We start from the raw sequence: 17,043 nt of genomic DNA, 5'->3' as shown, positions 1-17,043 counted from the left end.
TTATGAAATTAGCGCGGAGAGGCTATCCAGTGTGTCTGTTGGCGTATGGTGTAGTCGTACTGGTGATAGACTAATATAACCTGCGGCAACCGCTTGCTCATCTGTCAAGTTTATTGGAGATGATTGAACGTCTTCATTTTCTGCTGCTAGCTCATTCTGACGCTTGCGTAGAGATAACCAGTATGCATCTCGTCCGCGTGGGTCGACCATATTGTGGACAGGACGTGCAATCTGACTGTGAGCCAAAGCCGTTATTTTGCGACCTTTGATATCATCAACACTACCAACATCAGGAATATTAACGTTTAATACGTGATAGGGCAAATTTTTGCAAGCATCTAATATGGGTGTGTCTACCAATAATTTAACAATCTCATCTGCTGCCATCTGATAATGACTGGCACGCTCTCGCCCTTCACCTTTTACCCCGCCGCCTACTAAGGACGTCGCGATAGCTGGTATGCCAAAAAGCTGCGCAGTCAATGCCGCGCCAAAGGTACCAGAAAATAAAACATCCTGACCGAGATTGGCACCTGAATTAATACCAGTAATCACACAATCGAAGCGTGTATGGCTATATAACTCATGTAACGCTAGATAAATACAATCAGCAGGCGTGCCATTAACGGCAATAAAACCAGAGTTTAATTGATGAGCATATAAAGGCGTTGTGATACTCAATGCGCTCGCGCAGCCACTTTGCTCGTTATTTGGCGCAACCACCATGACCTCACCAATACTGGATAATGCCTGATATAGTGCCAACAATCCTGGAGCATGAACCCCATCATCATTACTAATTAAAAATTTCATTTTTGCTCAATATACTTATAAATGACCGTCTGTCTGCTTATCTACTTTATTATCGTAAAATTGCTATAATCAACGACTCTATTGGCTTTTTATGTTGGCTGGTTTTTTATACTTTTGCTTAAGCCTAGCAACCATACTTGTTTAAACTTTTGCTTAAATATCTAATAGGCATGGCTATATTTTGGGCGATTATACCCTATTAGTCCATAGACACGAACCCAGTCTTTATGCAGAATTTGCTTGATAGTCGATTTTATTGCTGACTTTATCACTAAAAATATCGTCATTTTTTAGCGTAAAAACCTCTGATGAGGTTACAGTAGGCAACAACCCACAACAATATCAACTTATACTTTTATGTTGACGTAACTTACCCATTTATACTACTGATATGTTGCTGTAGACCCTGTTTGGCTCACAATATATCTACACATAAAGCAATATTTTATGTGACTTTTGTTTTTTTACCCATTAACATAGCATCATTAAATAAAGATAAGCGAGTGTAATACTGAATGAATAATCAATCGATATTATCTATAGTTTCTGTAATAGCAAAGACTGCCTCAAAAGTTGGGCTCGCTGGACTGATAACGTCTGTTGCTATGCTGTCTCAAGCGACCAATGCCGCCACTAATACTGCGACAACCATACCTCTAGATCTATCTGGCATTAATATCACTAAGCACGAAATTGCGGTGATGCAAGTACTATCAGAGATATGCCCATCGATGCTAAATGGTAAACAAAAACAGCGCTTTTATAAATCTTATAACGTGCAGCTCCACGAGTTGATGCCATCGTTAGAAGATCCAAAAGCTGCTATTCAATACCTGTCTACACAGCAGGATTACCGCCAGATACTACAAGGTATCCGCAGCTGGACGATGGGGTTCTCTAAGCAAGAAAATAAAGCCTTATGCGAAGATTTAGCAGATGCTGAATATTAGTAGTAACACCTTATGAATAAGCTACTTTAACTAACTGATGCTAAATAGATAAAAACCGTCATAATTAACGACAATAACTCAGCGGCACTATCTATTCATAACCCCTATGTTGAAATACTGAATCAGCCTTGTGGAAAAGTATCTTTGTAAGCTTAGCCATTGAGGTCACTTGCTAAAAAAGCTTGCTGCCATCCCGTTAACATAACGGGATGGCAGCAAGCTTTTTTGTGGTGAGCAAAAAAATATTCGTTAATATTAATATATAAGCGCTTTAAGTATATAGGTGCTTTAAACATATAGGTGCTTTAAACATATAGGTGCTTTAAAAAGACAGGTATTTTATAAGCTCATTTTCTTATCAGCCCATATTTTATAAACATAAATTCTCTATTTTTAATCGCGCCCTATTTTATTATATTTATCGTTTCCCCATCGGTCGGCATTTTGCTAAGATAAGGCGTTAATTTTATGTCCGTTGCTTAGTCTCCTCTGCTCTCAAAAAAATCCATGGTTTAACTTGAGATTTAACATAGTCTGCCAAAGATTGTGTAAAGATATGGTGTTAGGTATAAGCGACAGATACATTTGGTTTTATGATGCGGTGTAACAATCTATGACAGTAAAGCATGTGAAAAAACAGCTAGTGCAGCTGGTAATGGGTGTCAGTATTTCTATGAGTGCAATGATGGCGAACGCAGCCATACAACCACCAGAAATGGAAAATACGGCCTATGTACTAATGGATTATAATACTGGTGAAATATTGGCACAAAAAAACGCCAATCAAGCACTTCCGCCAGCGTCCTTGACTAAAATGATGACCAGTTACATCATTGAGCAGCGCTTAGCATCAGGCGACCTCAAAGAAGATGAACAAGTACTGATGAGTCCAAATGCTTGGTGCCGCGGTAGTAGCAGCCAATCTTGCATGTATGTACCGGTCAATAAAACCGCTAGTGTCATCGATATGCTGCGCGGTATTATCATTCAATCAGGCAACGATGCATCAAAAGCGATGGCTGAACATATCGCAGGTAGCGAAGCTTCATTTGCTATCTTGATGAATGAGCAAGCGCAAAAGCTTGGTATGGAAAATACCCATTTTGTTAACGCGACCGGTATGCCCGATGAAGGTCACCAAGCCTCGGCTTTAGATTTGGCAAAACTGTCACGCGCTATTATCAAAAACAGCGGCGATTACTATGGTCTTTATGCCGAAAAAGAGTTTACCTACAATGGTATCACTCAAGGTAATCGTAATGCCCTACTCGCGACCGACCCTACGGTTGATGGTCTAAAGACAGGACATACCGATGCTGCTGGCTATTGCTTGGCGGCTTCTAGTAATCGTGATGGTATGCGCCTCATTTCTGTCATCATGGGTACAGACAGTCAGCAGGCACGTGCTGATCAGTCACGTGAATTACTTAATTGGGGTTTTGGTCATTTCACAACCGTTACCAAAGCGCCTGCTGGACAGTTTGTCAGCAAAGTACCGGTATGGTTTGGGGAGTCAGATGAAATAGAGGTTGCCACTGGTGATAACTTGCAAATTCTGACCAGTAAAACGCAAAAGAACAAAATCACTACTGTGGTCGATATTCCTGAAAGCTTAGAAGCCCCTATCAAGAAAGGTCAAGAAATTGGCAAAATGATGGCGGTCATTGATGGCAAAGCAGTTGCATCAGTGCCTATTATTGCCACTAGCGATATTGAGCAATCAGGTTTTATGAGCCGTATATGGCAACGTTTTACTCGCTGGGCGCAAAACTTGTTTTAACCCTTCATTTAAAATATAGCCTCTAAACAATATCGCTTATATCAGTAATTTTAATATTAAAAAAGACGCCTTTATATTGGGCGTCTTTTTTATGTCTACTTTTATATCCGTTTTTATATCTATTTTATGATCATGCCAGCCAGCTTTTTAATAAATCACTCAGTGCTTTATCTTTATAAGTGGCAATCTCACAATAATCTATACCCGCTGCTTTTAATCCAAACTCAAAACTGTCCAAATATCGTGCCTGCTGCTGTGGATACCAAAACACCAATAACGCACGATAATCGGTCTCAGACGCACGGACACGCCTGGCTAATGACTCTGCTGTTCTTGGGAATACATCTTCTGCAAACATGAGCATGTCGACTTTTTTTGTCATCATCTCATCAATAACAAGCTGCTCATGGTGATAGCAGATGACAGACGCACCCAAACGTTCTAATTCATCCGCTAGTGACCCTTTCTCATGATAATAGTAATATACCACTGTCAATCCACTTAGCAGGTGCGGCTGTAGAGATTGGCGTTTGGACATGGGAATGGTAAGCGTAAAGTCCGTACCCACACCTAGCGCACTGTCAACTTCAATACTGGCACTCATTAGCTGAGCCAGCTGTTTAACCACTGGCAGACCAATGCCCGACCCTTCATACTGACGAGTTTGCGACGAATCTACCTGAAAGAATGGATTAAAAATATCCTCTATAAAATTACTATCAATACCAATACCGCTATCTTTGACATTAATCTGCCAGCGATTACTGTTATCAAAGTGGGTCAATTGCGACGTAATAGCCACTTGTCCTATAGGAGTAAACTTAATCGCATTGTTGACGAGTATCGCTAATATCTGCTGTATTTTTTCGACATCGCCCTCAAGGGTATAATCTATATGATGAATATGGCTGATTAATTCTAAGCCTTTTTGTTTGGCAGCAGGCTCAAAATCCGCCAAAAGGTCAGCGATGAGTTGCAGCGGGTTAAATTCACGCGACTGCAGACTGATTTGACCTTTTTGTATCTGATTCAACTGAATAATTTGATCCAGTGTCAAGACCAATTTGTCACTACCACTTCGAATGATATCGACCGCGTCTTTTTGCTCATGGCTTAAGTGCTCATCATCCAATAGCTGCAAACCACCGACAATTGCATTCAGTGAGGTTTTTAGCTCATGGGTAATCATACTTTGAAAATTGTGCAGCTGCACATCAAGCGATAAGTCTTTGTGATGCAATTGTTGCTCAAAAACGGCAAGCGCCTGATAGTCTTTCTTTGCTACTTGTAAACGATTAAACAGAGTAATAAAAGCCTGCTTAATCTGCACCAATTCTTGAAAGCCGAAACGCTGATGAATCATGGGCAATTGCTCAAGCTCTGGATTTTTTATCACGATATCGCACACTTCAGTGAGAGCCGTAATGTCTTTGGATGGCCAGTTAAGCTTGCGCAGAATAAACAACGCCCAAATAATAGCCAATGCTGTGGTCATGAGCCAAAGCAATAGATTGTTTTTAATCCAATTTGCACGCAGTGTCGCTACATCTAAGGTAATATTAATATGGCCAATCAAGGCACTGTCAGTCGTTGACTCATCAGAAGCGTTAGAGACAAGCGTATTGTGCGGCAAGCTTATAGCGGGTCGCTCACTGATACTTGTTTGATTGGTATTGGTATTATCAATATCTATAGATGATGCAACCTTAATGGTATGATCACCGACTACTGGATAATTGAAGCTGACAGTATTGGCAAATAAAGCATTTTTCCAATCATTTCTTAATTGATTGTCATCAACAATAGGCTGAGAGGTGGTATAAAATAAGATACTTTTAACACCGAGCTCACCTTGCAACAAAAAACGTACTTGCTCATTAACCACGTCGTTCGAATTTGCCGTCGAAGCACTAATGCTCAGTAAGGTAGCGAGCTGCTGAATATGCTGACGCGTCTCTTTATAATGCTGCACGAAGCCATATACAAAAGATAATAACAGACCTGCCAATACAGCCAAAACCATGGTCTGCATGATAGACTGCCAAATGAGCATAGGAAGCGTTTGAGACGGCCGGTTGTTCATATCACTCTACTGAGTTAAGACAACTTTCGATTATATTACCGCTATTTTAAAAGCGTGATAAGTGAAACATGAGATTTTCATACAAATTTTTGATACGAGGTGTTAATACGGCTTTGTCATGACAACTAAGACAGTCATCATAACAAAGCCGTATAGAACGTACTTTATCTGCTAGAAGAGTATAAAGACGATGGTAGTTTGGTAAAATTAACGCGGCTTTTTATCTTTAGTGGTAAATTTCTGCGCCCGATTGCGTTCACGTTGACGTAGCTGCTGTGCTTTAGCTTTGGTTGGCGTGTCGCTTTTATTAGCGTATGGATTGTCATTTTGTTTAAAGATAACGTTCAGCGGCGTACCTTCAAGCTTAAACACCTGACGGAATTGGTTTTCAAGGTAGCGCTGATAGCTCTTCGGTAATGATGCGGTTTGGTTACCATGAATGACAATGACTGGTGGATTATGACCACCAATATGCGCATAGCGTAGCTTGATACGGCGACCGGCAACCGTTGGTGGTGGGTTGGCTGTGACTGCATCTTGTAAAATCTGTGTCAAGCGATTGGTTGAGACCTCAAACATTGACGATTGATAAGCGCGTAAAATAGAAGGATATAAATTACCCACATTCGTACCGTGTAAAGCCGATATCTGATGCACTTTTACATACGGGATAAAGTTAAAACGGCGATCCATTTCTATCTTAATATAGTTTTTTTGATCAGCAGTTAGACCATCCCACTTGTTAATCGCCACGACTAAAGCGCGACCCGCATCAAGCGCATAGCCAATCATATGCAGATCTTGATCGACGATACCTTCTTGCGCATCAATAACAATGACCGTTACGTTTGAGTCTTCAATCGCTTGCAGCGTTTTGATAACAGAAAACTTTTCTACCTTGTCATCAATCTTGCCACGGCGACGTACACCAGCCGTATCAATTAATACATAATCTTTGCCATCGCGTTTATAAGGGATATAAATACTGTCACGGGTAGTGCCAGGCATATCAAAAACTACTACGCGGTCTTCACCCAATAAACGGTTAACGAGGGTCGATTTACCAACGTTTGGACGACCGATAATAGCAAGCTTTAAACCTCTCGGCTCCACCATGTTTTCTTGATCAGGCATATCAGCTGTCAGAATCTCTAACAGGTTGCCTACACCGCGACCGTGACTGGCTGCCATCGGATATGGTTCGCCCAAACCCAATGCATAAAATTCAGCAGGCGCCGAATCATGCACGCCATCGACTTTATTAGCAACCACATAGACAGGCTTACCAAGGGTATGCAGAAATTTACCAATCTCGGCATCAGCACCAATCATACCTGCGCGTGCATCAACCACAAAAACAATAATATCGGCTTCATGAATGGCCGTATACGACTGCTCAGACATATAATCATCGATATCGCCTCTGCCATCGTCCGCTTCACCGATACCACCGGTGTCTACGACGATAAATGCTTTACCTTCATATTCGGCATCACCATATTGACGGTCACGAGTCAGCCCTGATAAATCGGCAACTAATGCTTGACGACTTTTAGTGAACTGGTTAAATAAGGTGGATTTACCGACGTTTGGACGACCAATTAAGGCGACCACAGGCTTGATACTCATGGGTTACTCTCAGTGAAGGGCACAATGACGGACCGTACGGTTATTCTTATAAAATAGTAGCGAATAGCTGCACGTGACCGCAAATTTAAATGAATTAAAAAAAATAAAATGATAGCAAAAAACAATAATTGGTTATTTTACGATTACTAGATACGCTAGTTAAATCATATCTAGGTATTATTTATAAGGATTGTGTATAGCTATTATATATAGATAACGCCGATAATGCACCGGTCGCATAGAGTACGCGAAAGCCCCTATTTAAACAAGCCATTTCACAAGGCACGAAACGCTGACAAAGCAGCGTTTTTTCTTAACCTTATTATCGGCCTGTCTATTGAATGAGTGGTATGAAAAACACTCATTCAATAAAACAGAAACTCATAAAAATTAGCGTGCCAACTGCCAAATAGCCACTTGCCCTGAAGTACTTTGGGTCATCAAGCGGCTACCTTGTACTTGCAAATTGGTCAATGCCCCTTTGGTCTGTACACGGCTGACGATCTTGCCACTGGCTGGGTCAAATAAATGCACCACCCCATCAAAATCACCTACTGCGATATAGTTGCCAATCATCACAGGATTGGTCAAATGGCGATATGCCAACTCTTCGCTTTCCCACAAAACCTCACCGTTACTGCGGTTGTAAGCGACAACTTTACCATCTAAGCTAGTGGCAATAACTTGCTGGTTGTTTACTGCAAGCGCTTTTAAGCTGGCAAGCTCATTGACGAACATGACTTGTCGTGAGGCTAAATCGATGCCTAATAACTGACCACTATAACTGATGGCAAATAATTGATTGTTATCTACCGTCGGCGTTCCATCGACATCGCTCATGCGCTCAACTTCACTGCTGCCTGTACCAACACCAACGCGTCTTGACCATAATGGCAAACCATTATCCGCCGTAACCGCATGTAAACGACCATCAGCCGTAGCCAACAATGCAGTCTTAGCATCTAATAAAGTCGGCGCTGCACTACCGCGCACACTAATAGCAGGCACTTGAGTAGCAAACTGCCAGACTGACTGACCAGTCTGTAGCGATAAGCCATGTAAAAAGCCATCATTAGCCGATAAGATAACGCGGTTATTGGTAATGAGCGCTGCCGTCAACACTGAACCGGTTAACTGTTGCTGCCAGCGTTTTGCGCCAGTTGCACTGTCAAATGCCATTATTTGACCGCCACGGGTACTAATAATAGCGGTTTGGCTCAATGCATCTAGTGCGACACCGCCTGTGATTTGGTCGCCGACATCTACTGACCATAAACGCTGACCCGCCTGATCAAAACCTATCAAGTCACCACCACGTGATGCCGTGACGATTTGCGAGTTAGCATAGCCAACTTGTAAATCAAGCGGATCTTTTTTGCTGACTTTTTTATTGCCGACGTCCGTACTAAAAACAGGCTGCAACACACTAATCGGTTGCGCAATTTGTACCAATTTTACGGGGTCATTAACGACTGGCTTAATACCTCGGTTACAGCCAACGACCGCAGTTGCCATCACTGCAATTACTGCTACGTGCATGACCGTCGACCTCATGGTCTTGGCTTTTATAGTTTTGTTAGAGCGAATAGCTAGGGTCATTATAAGGTCTCACTACAAATAAATTAATCATTAATAAATTAGCGATCAGCAAGCACGTGGTGAATAACAACGTACTTTGGATGAGTACTGGTTATTCATATTATTCTACTGGCTTACTGCGCTACTTCGTTTGTAGAACAGTTTGAAGTATTGCTATATTGGTTAACAGATTCGAGCTGAGCGATTATGCGCCAGCACCTGCAGCATCCTCTGTCGAGTCTTCAATCACTAATGGTTGCGTTGTTGCAGTAGACTCTTGGATAAGACCGGTTTGTTCTTCGATAGGCTCAGGTACGATACCTAGACTTTCCATTTTCAACGCTAATACTGCACGTGTTTCTTTACGATTACGTAACAATTCCCAAGCATTATTGTAAGATTTGATCGCTGAGTCTTTATTGTCTTGTGCCAAGTAAATATCACCTAGCAATTCTTGTTGGCTGGCTTCAAACGAGCTTGGCATATCATTATTGGCTTCGGTTAATGCTGCCTTTGCATCCCCTGCTGCCAACAGTGTTGTCGCATAGCGCAGACGAGTGATTGCTTCTAAGCCTGGATCACCTAAATCAATGGCTAGGGCTTTTTTAAAGGTTTCACTAGCAGCAGCAAAATCATCACTATCGACTTGCTGACGTGCTTTAATCATCAGTGCCTGCCAAGCATAGACAGATTGACCATGTGTGTTCACCAAAGCATCAATATCTTTATTTAGCTGGGTACGGCTCTCAGCCAATGACGCTTGTGCTTCAGCTTCTAGATCTGGGTTTTGCGCTGCTAAGCTGACTTCTTCATTCAAACGCTGAATATCAGCATAACGATCCGCTGCAACCGTATCTACTCGCGCATGATTGTTCTGCCAATAAGTCCAGCCAAAATAGGCGGCTAATGCTAGCAAAATTGCAGTGACGATATAGCTGCCATATTGCTTTAACGCTTGCATTGAGTTGTCTGCATTCGGCGAATTAGGGGTCAGAGCCATATACTTTTACCTGATAAAATTTATATTAAATTGCTAAAGCTAAGCGCATTGGCATATAAGAACAATGTCATTAAGAACAATGTCATTAAGAACGATACCATTAACAACAATGCCATGTTAACTCAAATAATTGGCTAACCAGTTTAATGCGAGCAAAGATTAATGGCGAGCAAAATTCTCTTTATTCGACAACCACTCTTGCGCGGCCGTGCGTTGTTCACCGGTCTGCATATCTTTGATGCTAATCGTTTTATCATCAAGCTCTTGTTGGGCGATAATAACGGTCAATGCAGCGCCTGATTTATCGGCTTTTTTCATTTGTGCTTTCAGGCTGGTAGCACTTGCCATTTTTACTCGCAAATCTGGACGGCTATAACGCAAGTCTTGAGCATAACCAATACCGGCACTATAAACCTCCGGATGGGCAACCACAAAGATATCGCAAGCTGGCAGATCAGCTATTGGGGCGACGGCTTCAATCAGCAACAATAAACGCTCAAGCCCCATTGCAAAACCAACCGCTGGTTCAGATTTTACCGGCTTGCTATTCTCTTTATTATTCTCTTTGCTATCACGCGTATCCATAGACTTTAGCTGTCCGACCAGGCCATCATAGCGACCACCGGCACATACGGTCGCTTGACTACCAAGCTTGTCAGTTACCCACTCAAACACCGTTTTATTATAATAATCAAGACCGCGCACTAAGTGCGGATTGATCTCAAAATTGATACCAAGCTCAGTCAAATAGCTTTGAACTTGCTCAAAATGCGCCACGCTTTCCGCACCCAAGAAATCAGCAAGCTTTGGTGCATCTACCAATAGCGCTTGGGTAGTGGCTTCTTTGCTATCTAAAATACGTAGCGGATTGGTCGTCAAACGACGTTTGCTATCGTCATCGAGCTGCTCTTGCTTATCAGTCAAATAAGTCACCAGTGCTTCGCGATAAGCGTGACGCTCATCAATCTCTCCCAAGCTATTTAACTGTAAACGCATCTCGTCTTTTAGACCCAATGCTTGCCACATCAGATGCGTCATCGCAATCAGTTCTGCATCTGCATCCGGTAATGCACTACCAAAGCTCTCAACACCCAGTTGATGAAACTGACGATAACGGCCTTTTTGCGGACGCTCATAGCGGAACATCGGACCAATATACCAAAGCTTAGGTGTATCACCGCGTAGGAGATTGTGCTCGATGACTGCTCGTACCGCCCCAGCTGTCCCTTCAGGACGTAACGCTAATGGCGTCGGCGGATCAGATTTATCAGTAAAGCTATACATCTCTTTTTCGACGATATCAGTTGCGCCGCCAATCGCACGGGCAAATAAATCGGTTTGCTCAACGATAGGCAAGCGAATATGCTCATAACCGTACCTGCCCAGCACGTCAGCCAATATCGACTCTAAGTGCAGCCATTTTGCAGACTGTTCAGGCAAAATATCATTAAACCCTTTAATAGCTTTAATCATGGTACGGTCGTGTCCTTAAATTTTTAACAGGGATTACTATTATTATAGTCTTTGCGCTTCATTGAGCGTCATCTCAGTAGCTAATTTGCGCTTAAATGACATACGCTTACAAACTAACATTATCAATTATCTTACGCGAATGATTTCATTTTCACGTTTTTTTGCCAAGTCTTCTGCATGGGCACGTACCATGCTTTCTATCTCATCGACTAAATTATCAGTATCAATCAGATGGCTTTTTTCGCCCATACGGTATACCAGCGACTTTGGTGCCGCACCAACGATACCGATATCGGCTTCTTTGGCTTCACCCGGACCGTTCACTTTACAGCCAATCACTGACAAATTCATTGGCTCACGAATGTCTTCTAAACGTGATTCTAACGCCGTCATTACTCTAATCACATCAAACTCTTGGCGTGAGCAGCTTGGGCAAGCAATAAAGTTAACGCCATTAGAGCGAATATTCAGCGACTTTAAAATATCAAAGCCGATTTTAATTTCTTCTTCTGGCTCTGCGGCCAATGAGATACGAATAGTATCACCGATACCGTCTAATAATAAACCACCAAGAGCGATGGCAGATTTGACTGCACCGGTACGATAGACACCGGCTTCGGTCACGCCTAAATGTAGCGGGTTATCAATCTGTGCAGATATAAGGCGATAAGCATCCAAGGTCAAAAATACATTACTGGCTTTGACGGACACTTTATATTGATCAAAATTGAGACGCTCTAATATATCGATATGACGCATCGCTGACTCAAGCATCGCCGCGCCGGTTGGCTCAGTATATTTGCGCTGAATGTCTTTTTCTAGAGAGCCTGCATTGACGCCAATACGAATGGGGATATTATAATGCTTAGCACAGGCAACCACTTCGCGTACTTTGGCATCGCTACCAATGTTACCAGGGTTAATACGTAAGCAATCGGCACCGGCTTCAGCAACCGCTAAAGCAATTTTATGGTCAAAATGCACATCGGCAATCAATGGCACGCTGACCAACTTACGAATTTCACCAAACGCTCTTACCGTATCCATCGTCGGGGTCGAAACCCGCATTAAATCCGCCCCTGCTTCTACGCAGCGCTCAATCTGTGCAACGGTTGCTGCCACATCACAAGTGTCGGTATTGGTCATGCTTTGCACACTAATCGGTGCATCGCCACCGATCGCAACATCACCGACATATATTTTCTTGGTAAGACGACGGTTAATAGGCGCTGACGTTGACATAAACAAACCCTTTCATTGGAACGAGGAGAACGGAAAATAAACGTAATTATAATCGTTTTAAAACAGCCATTCTGAGATAGTTGCTTTTAAACAGTTGCTTTTAAAATTCACAGTAACTTAAAAATTGGTCATTTAAAAACTGGTCACTTAAGAACTCATCACTTAAACACTAACCGCTTAATACCTTAAGGGGCTAACCCAAAGCTGGCTTGGCTACCATTCGCATAACTATTCAAAGCGACCGATTTTTGATTAAGCATCAAGCTGACATTATTGATATTATCAATCTGCACATTAAATGGTGGCATACCTGATAGTTGATAATCACCGGCGCTCTGAGAGCCGCTTATCAAACTAACACCAGAAGCATCTGTGATACTCACAACAGCGGCATCCGTCAGCTTAACGTCTAAAGTGGCAGGCGCTGTACTTACATCGCCACCTAGATTTAGCGCCGAACCCGAAGCTCCAACGCCTGTGGCATCCGTATTAATGGCCGCCCCTTGCGCTTGTTCTACCGCTGATATATCCTCGCCCGTCGATACCGGCTGTTCAGTGTTTTCTTTGCTCGCATTACTCACCATACGAAATAAAAAAACCGCTAAAATAATGACCCCGATGACCGCGATGATAAGTAACGGATTAAAACGAATACGGTTATGCGTATCACGTTGCAAAGTACCCATAGGACGCAGTGGCGACTGAATATTACTAGGCGAACGCGACTTTAGCTCATTAGGGTAAGCGGCATCAAAGCTACTCGCTATTCTGACTGGGTCTAGACCCAAAAACTTGGCATAGTTAATCGCAAAACCACGGGCAAATGCTGCTTGTGGTAGCACAGCAAAATCTTCATTTTCTAATGCTTGCAAATGACGTTTTAAAATAAATAACTCAGCGGCCGCGTCCTCTAAACTTACTTGCTTAGTTTTACGGGCTTGCTGCAACATGGCACCAAATGATCCCTGAGCGTTAGATTGAGTGTTTGATGATGGGTTGGTCATTTCCATGGTGCCTCTGGATTATTAAGCCAAGTCTTAAGTTGTTTTGCTTCATCGCTTAGCGGATAAGCGGATAAAAGTTGCTGTGCCAATTGCTGGCGCGTTGCTATGTTGTTTTGCGCAGCGGCAAGTTTGATACCTTGTAAGAGTAGACGCGGACTAATAACATCCCCCTTAACCAATATCAATGTTTCATCATAAAGCCTTTGTGCTTGCTGCACACGCTGCTGCTCGAGTAATAAATCAACCAACTCAATGTGAGCAATAATACTATTACGATTACCTTCTAAGGCACGCAAAAAAGCTTTGGCCGCGGCTGGGTGATCGTTTAGCTGAAGGTAAGTACGACCTAAATTTTCTAACGCACCAATACGACCTTCATAGCCTAGCGCGGCGCCTGCAATCTCAAGCTGTGCTGCCGCCTCTTTGTAGCGCTTCATCTGCGACAAATAAACGCCATAATTATTATTTGCTTGATAAAATTCTTTATCAAACGCAATGGCTTTTTTAAAATACTGATCGGCTTTTTCAAGATTAAGGCGGCTGCCCTCTTGCTGCATCAAAACGCCCATCATATCATAGGCTGGCGCATAACGGCTATCGGCAGCCAAGGCTTTTTCGAGTTGACGCTGTGCTGCATCAAGCTCGTTTTTGCGAATATATTGTGCAGCAAGTGTCGTTCGAACGCGAGCAATTTCTTGCTGATCTAAATTACGATCATCATTCGGTCGCGTTGAAGTTTGATAAGGGGTGCCATTTAATAAATCATTGGTCGGTGTGCTTTGGCAGCCGGACAGCAGCAGAGCACTCAGCGCACCTGCAAGCAAGACACACTGCCTATTATTAGCATGAAAGACTGTAGAGCCTAAGCGCTTTATCGCAGGAGAAAAAGAAGGTTGATATTTAAACTGATAAGAATTCTTAGAAGTCATCATGGCTACCATCATAAAACTGTGATTCAATGCGTTCGATCATCGAGGCATCAGTTTAATAGATTTAACCCACTTAAGTACAATTTAGTTGCTAATTAGTGGTTATTAATCACTATGGCTACATTTCTGTTACTATTAAGACGGAAAAATGACAGTTAAAGCGTGCTAAAAACGGTCAGCAAGCTTCTTTAAATTGTGCTTGAGCCCTTAGACTTAAATCTGTGCGTTAAATATTTTCACGGTCTTTAATGCTTTGCTGCCAAGCAGCTGAACGACGTGTTCTGTCTGCTACTTGCCCAACTAATTGCCCACAAGCGGCATCAATATCATCACCGCGGGTTTGACGAATGGTACAGACAAAACCTGCGTCACTTAGTATATTGCTAAAGGCATGAATGCGATTATTGCTCGACTTGTCATAATTGGCATGCGGAAAAGGATTGAACGGTATTAAGTTAATCTTACTTGGTAAATCACCTAATAAGGTGACCAGTTGCTCAGCGTGCTCATTACTGTCGTTGACACCATCTAACATCACATATTCAATAGTGACGTGCTTTTTATGGCGTGGATTTACGTCAAAAACGTAATTTCTCGCGGCCGCCATCAACTGCTCTAGCGGATATTTTTTATTTATCGGTACCAGTTCATTACGCAGCTCATCATTTGGTGCGTGTAATGAAATCGCTAAAGCAACATCAAGCTCTTGTGCCAGCTCATACATCTTAGGAACCACACCTGACGTTGATAGTGTTACACGGCGCTTTGACAAACCATACGCATGATCGCTCAGCATCAGCTCCATTGAGCTGACAACAGGACGATAATTTAATAATGGCTCACCCATGCCCATCATGACCACGTTAGTAACATTATTTTCCCATAAGCTATGATCGACGCTCTCTAAGCTGTCGTTTTTATCAGTCATATAAGAAGCATTAGCAACCCACAATTGACCGAGAATTTCGGCTGCCGTTAAGTCACGCTCAAAGCCCTGCTTACCAGTACTACAAAAGCTACAATCAAGCGCACAGCCCACTTGCGATGAGATACACAAAGTCTTACGGCCATTCAGTTTGCTATCATCTGCTGGAATCAATACCGTCTCAACCAATGAGCCACCAGTGACTTCAAATACCCACTTACGCGTGCCATCATCGCTATATTGACGATGGATGACTTTTGGCGGGATGACGCAGGCATTGGCTGACAGTTTATCGCGCAATGACTTGCTTAGATTGGTCATTTGCTCAAAGTCAGTCACCCCTTGCTGATAAATCCATCTGATAACTTGCGTCGAGCGAAACGGTTTTTCGCCAATACTTTTAAAGTAATCCGCCAATTGCGCTTGGGTCATACCTAGTAGATTGGTTTTCGCCTGCGCCTCATCTACCAATTTGATGCTGTTAGCAGTCTTGGCTGGGACATGTTGGACAGGAATTTGAACAGTCGACATAATAAGTAACCTTTTTTCATTTGCTGATATAAGCGATGCAATTGTTGAGATGGGTGTTGCTAAACATACCCAATATATGAATGCATGAGCAATCCGTTATGAGCGCATTTTTTATCACAAACTGATAACAACATACTGATAAAGGATTGATAACGCTAAGTAAAACCAATAATGAGGGAGAATAATTAAAATTTCAATACATAGTCAGACTATTATAATAGCTAAAACGGCTTATACCAAAAGATATAAGCCGTTTCGCTACACTAATTATTAATCAGCGCTATTGTTTATTGTTTATAATAGCGGCTGTTAATAAAAACTGCTATTAACGTGTACGTGCACAAACTTCATCTTCATTGAAGAAGTAGCTGATTTCACGTGCAGCTGACTCAGCTGAATCAGAACCATGAACCGCGTTTTCATCGATGCTGCTAGCGAAATCAGCACGGATAGTGCCTTTGTCAGCATCTTTTGGGTTAGTAGCGCCCATGATTTCGCGATGCTTAGCGATAGCATTTTCGCCTTCTAATACTGATACCAATACTGGACCTGACATCATAAAAGATTTTAAGTCATTGTAAAATGGACGTTCAGCATGCTCAGCGTAAAAACCGCCTGCTTTTTCGTCATCTAATTGTTGCATTTTAGCAGCAACGATTTTTAGACCGGCTTGTTCAAAACGCTCATAAATAGCGCCGATATGGTTGCCGCCAACAGCGTCAGGTTTGATGATAGATAAAGTGCGTTCGATAGCCATGATGAGCTCCTAATAAATGATAAGTTAGATAATAAATACGTTATTTTATCTTTGATCGCCGTGCTGATGTCTCTCATTTACGTATACCAATGCGGAATACATAATACTCAGCGCGTGATTGTTGCCTATTATAATGATTGAGGCTATAAATGATAGGATTAATTTATGACCGTAGCTTGCATAACGGTAAATTTAGTACTTATTAATCGTTGATACGCTTCTATTTATAGACTACAACCTTTTCCATGTACGGGCATAAAACTTAGCAAAAATTGTTTATGAGCCTTATTAGAAAAAAACCCCTAATATATGAACTGACCCCCGAAACTTGGACGGTTAATTAAAGATA

The 17,043-nt window shown here is 42.2% G+C and carries 13 protein-coding genes; 2 read left to right on the top strand and 11 right to left on the bottom strand.

What is annotated here, in order from left to right:
• On the bottom strand, positions 1 to 813 hold the full coding sequence (gene surE / locus CAN34_RS10085; protein ID WP_089555549.1) for a 5'/3'-nucleotidase SurE: 813 nt from the start codon (positions 811 to 813) through the stop codon (positions 1 to 3).
• A gap of 515 nt (positions 814 to 1,328) precedes the next feature.
• Between surE and CAN34_RS10080 the strand changes: the two genes are divergently transcribed.
• Together CAN34_RS10080 and CAN34_RS10075 are read left to right on the top strand one after the other, a co-directional pair.
• Positions 1,329 to 1,763, top strand: a complete 435-nt coding sequence (locus tag CAN34_RS10080) for an MCR_0457 family protein (protein ID WP_079691145.1) — start codon at positions 1,329 to 1,331, stop codon at positions 1,761 to 1,763.
• Positions 1,764 to 2,376: 613 nt separating this feature from the next.
• Positions 2,377 to 3,543 carry a D-alanyl-D-alanine carboxypeptidase family protein gene (locus CAN34_RS10075; RefSeq protein WP_079691144.1) on the top strand — a complete coding sequence of 389 codons (1,167 nt, stop codon included), beginning with the start codon at positions 2,377 to 2,379 and terminating at the stop codon, positions 3,541 to 3,543.
• A 130-nt stretch (positions 3,544 to 3,673) separates the two neighbouring features.
• Here the strand turns inward: CAN34_RS10075 and CAN34_RS10070 are convergent, their stop codons facing one another.
• From CAN34_RS10070 to ndk, 10 genes are all read right to left on the bottom strand, one after another.
• The gene (locus tag CAN34_RS10070) at positions 3,674 to 5,626 is read right to left on the bottom strand and encodes a HAMP domain-containing sensor histidine kinase (protein WP_089555548.1); all 1,953 of its coding nucleotides are present in this window, start codon (positions 5,624 to 5,626) and stop codon (positions 3,674 to 3,676) included.
• 207 nt (positions 5,627 to 5,833) lie between these two features.
• Positions 5,834 to 7,255, bottom strand: coding sequence for a ribosome biogenesis GTPase Der (der, locus tag CAN34_RS10065; RefSeq protein WP_079691142.1), 1,422 nt, complete (start codon positions 7,253 to 7,255; stop codon positions 5,834 to 5,836).
• 390 nt (positions 7,256 to 7,645) lie between these two features.
• Positions 7,646 to 8,794 carry an outer membrane protein assembly factor BamB gene (bamB, locus tag CAN34_RS10060; protein ID WP_254423160.1) on the bottom strand — a complete coding sequence of 383 codons (1,149 nt, stop codon included), beginning with the start codon at positions 8,792 to 8,794 and terminating at the stop codon, positions 7,646 to 7,648.
• Positions 8,795 to 9,038: 244 nt separating this feature from the next.
• Complete coding sequence (locus CAN34_RS10055; protein WP_079691140.1) at positions 9,039 to 9,833, bottom strand: tetratricopeptide repeat protein; 795 nt, start codon at positions 9,831 to 9,833, stop codon at positions 9,039 to 9,041.
• 159 nt (positions 9,834 to 9,992) lie between these two features.
• A complete protein-coding gene (gene hisS / locus CAN34_RS10050) occupies positions 9,993 to 11,306 on the bottom strand; it encodes a histidine--tRNA ligase (RefSeq protein WP_089555547.1) in 1,314 nt (437 codons plus the stop codon).
• A 126-nt stretch (positions 11,307 to 11,432) separates the two neighbouring features.
• Positions 11,433 to 12,548 (bottom strand): flavodoxin-dependent (E)-4-hydroxy-3-methylbut-2-enyl-diphosphate synthase, encoded by a 1,116-nt coding sequence (ispG, locus tag CAN34_RS10045; RefSeq protein WP_079691138.1) that lies wholly within the window; start codon positions 12,546 to 12,548, stop codon positions 11,433 to 11,435.
• Between the two features lie 185 nt (positions 12,549 to 12,733).
• Positions 12,734 to 13,552, bottom strand: coding sequence for a helix-turn-helix domain-containing protein (locus CAN34_RS10040; protein WP_089555546.1), 819 nt, complete (start codon positions 13,550 to 13,552; stop codon positions 12,734 to 12,736).
• A complete protein-coding gene (gene pilW, locus CAN34_RS10035; protein WP_254423159.1) occupies positions 13,549 to 14,484 on the bottom strand; it encodes a type IV pilus biogenesis/stability protein PilW in 936 nt (311 codons plus the stop codon). Before pilW ends, CAN34_RS10040 begins: the two co-directional genes overlap by 4 nt.
• Positions 14,485 to 14,707: 223 nt before the next feature.
• Positions 14,708 to 15,937 (bottom strand): 23S rRNA (adenine(2503)-C(2))-methyltransferase RlmN, encoded by a 1,230-nt coding sequence (gene rlmN / locus CAN34_RS10030; RefSeq protein ID WP_174668363.1) that lies wholly within the window; start codon positions 15,935 to 15,937, stop codon positions 14,708 to 14,710.
• Between the two features lie 325 nt (positions 15,938 to 16,262).
• Positions 16,263 to 16,694, bottom strand: a complete 432-nt coding sequence (gene ndk, locus CAN34_RS10025) for a nucleoside-diphosphate kinase (RefSeq protein ID WP_089555544.1) — start codon at positions 16,692 to 16,694, stop codon at positions 16,263 to 16,265.
• Positions 16,695 to 17,043 lie beyond the last annotated feature (349 nt).

The organism is Psychrobacter sp. DAB_AL32B (assembly GCF_002224105.1).
Classification (GTDB): domain Bacteria; phylum Pseudomonadota; class Gammaproteobacteria; order Pseudomonadales; family Moraxellaceae; genus Psychrobacter.
Note: the sequence above shows the minus strand (reverse complement) of the source record. Positions and strands in the feature narration are given on the sequence as shown.

Coding starts and splice junctions, on each gene's coding strand:
- CAN34_RS10055 (WP_079691140.1), bottom strand. CDS start 9,833: ATGGCTCTGACCCCTAATTCGCCGAATGCAGACAACTCAATGCAAGCG.
- CAN34_RS10070 (WP_089555548.1), bottom strand. CDS start 5,626: ATGAACAACCGGCCGTCTCAAACGCTTCCTATGCTCATTTGGCAGTCT.
- surE (WP_089555549.1), bottom strand. CDS start 813: ATGAAATTTTTAATTAGTAATGATGATGGGGTTCATGCTCCAGGATTG.
- der (WP_079691142.1), bottom strand. CDS start 7,255: ATGAGTATCAAGCCTGTGGTCGCCTTAATTGGTCGTCCAAACGTCGGT.
- rlmN (WP_174668363.1), bottom strand. CDS start 15,937: ATGTCGACTGTTCAAATTCCTGTCCAACATGTCCCAGCCAAGACTGCT.
- CAN34_RS10080 (WP_079691145.1), top strand. CDS start 1,329: ATGAATAATCAATCGATATTATCTATAGTTTCTGTAATAGCAAAGACT.
- CAN34_RS10075 (WP_079691144.1), top strand. CDS start 2,377: ATGACAGTAAAGCATGTGAAAAAACAGCTAGTGCAGCTGGTAATGGGT.
- ndk (WP_089555544.1), bottom strand. CDS start 16,694: ATGGCTATCGAACGCACTTTATCTATCATCAAACCTGACGCTGTTGGC.
- pilW (WP_254423159.1), bottom strand. CDS start 14,484: ATGATGACTTCTAAGAATTCTTATCAGTTTAAATATCAACCTTCTTTT.
- bamB (WP_254423160.1), bottom strand. CDS start 8,794: ATGCACGTAGCAGTAATTGCAGTGATGGCAACTGCGGTCGTTGGCTGT.
- ispG (WP_079691138.1), bottom strand. CDS start 12,548: ATGTCAACGTCAGCGCCTATTAACCGTCGTCTTACCAAGAAAATATAT.
- hisS (WP_089555547.1), bottom strand. CDS start 11,306: ATGATTAAAGCTATTAAAGGGTTTAATGATATTTTGCCTGAACAGTCT.
- CAN34_RS10040 (WP_089555546.1), bottom strand. CDS start 13,552: ATGACCAACCCATCATCAAACACTCAATCTAACGCTCAGGGATCATTT.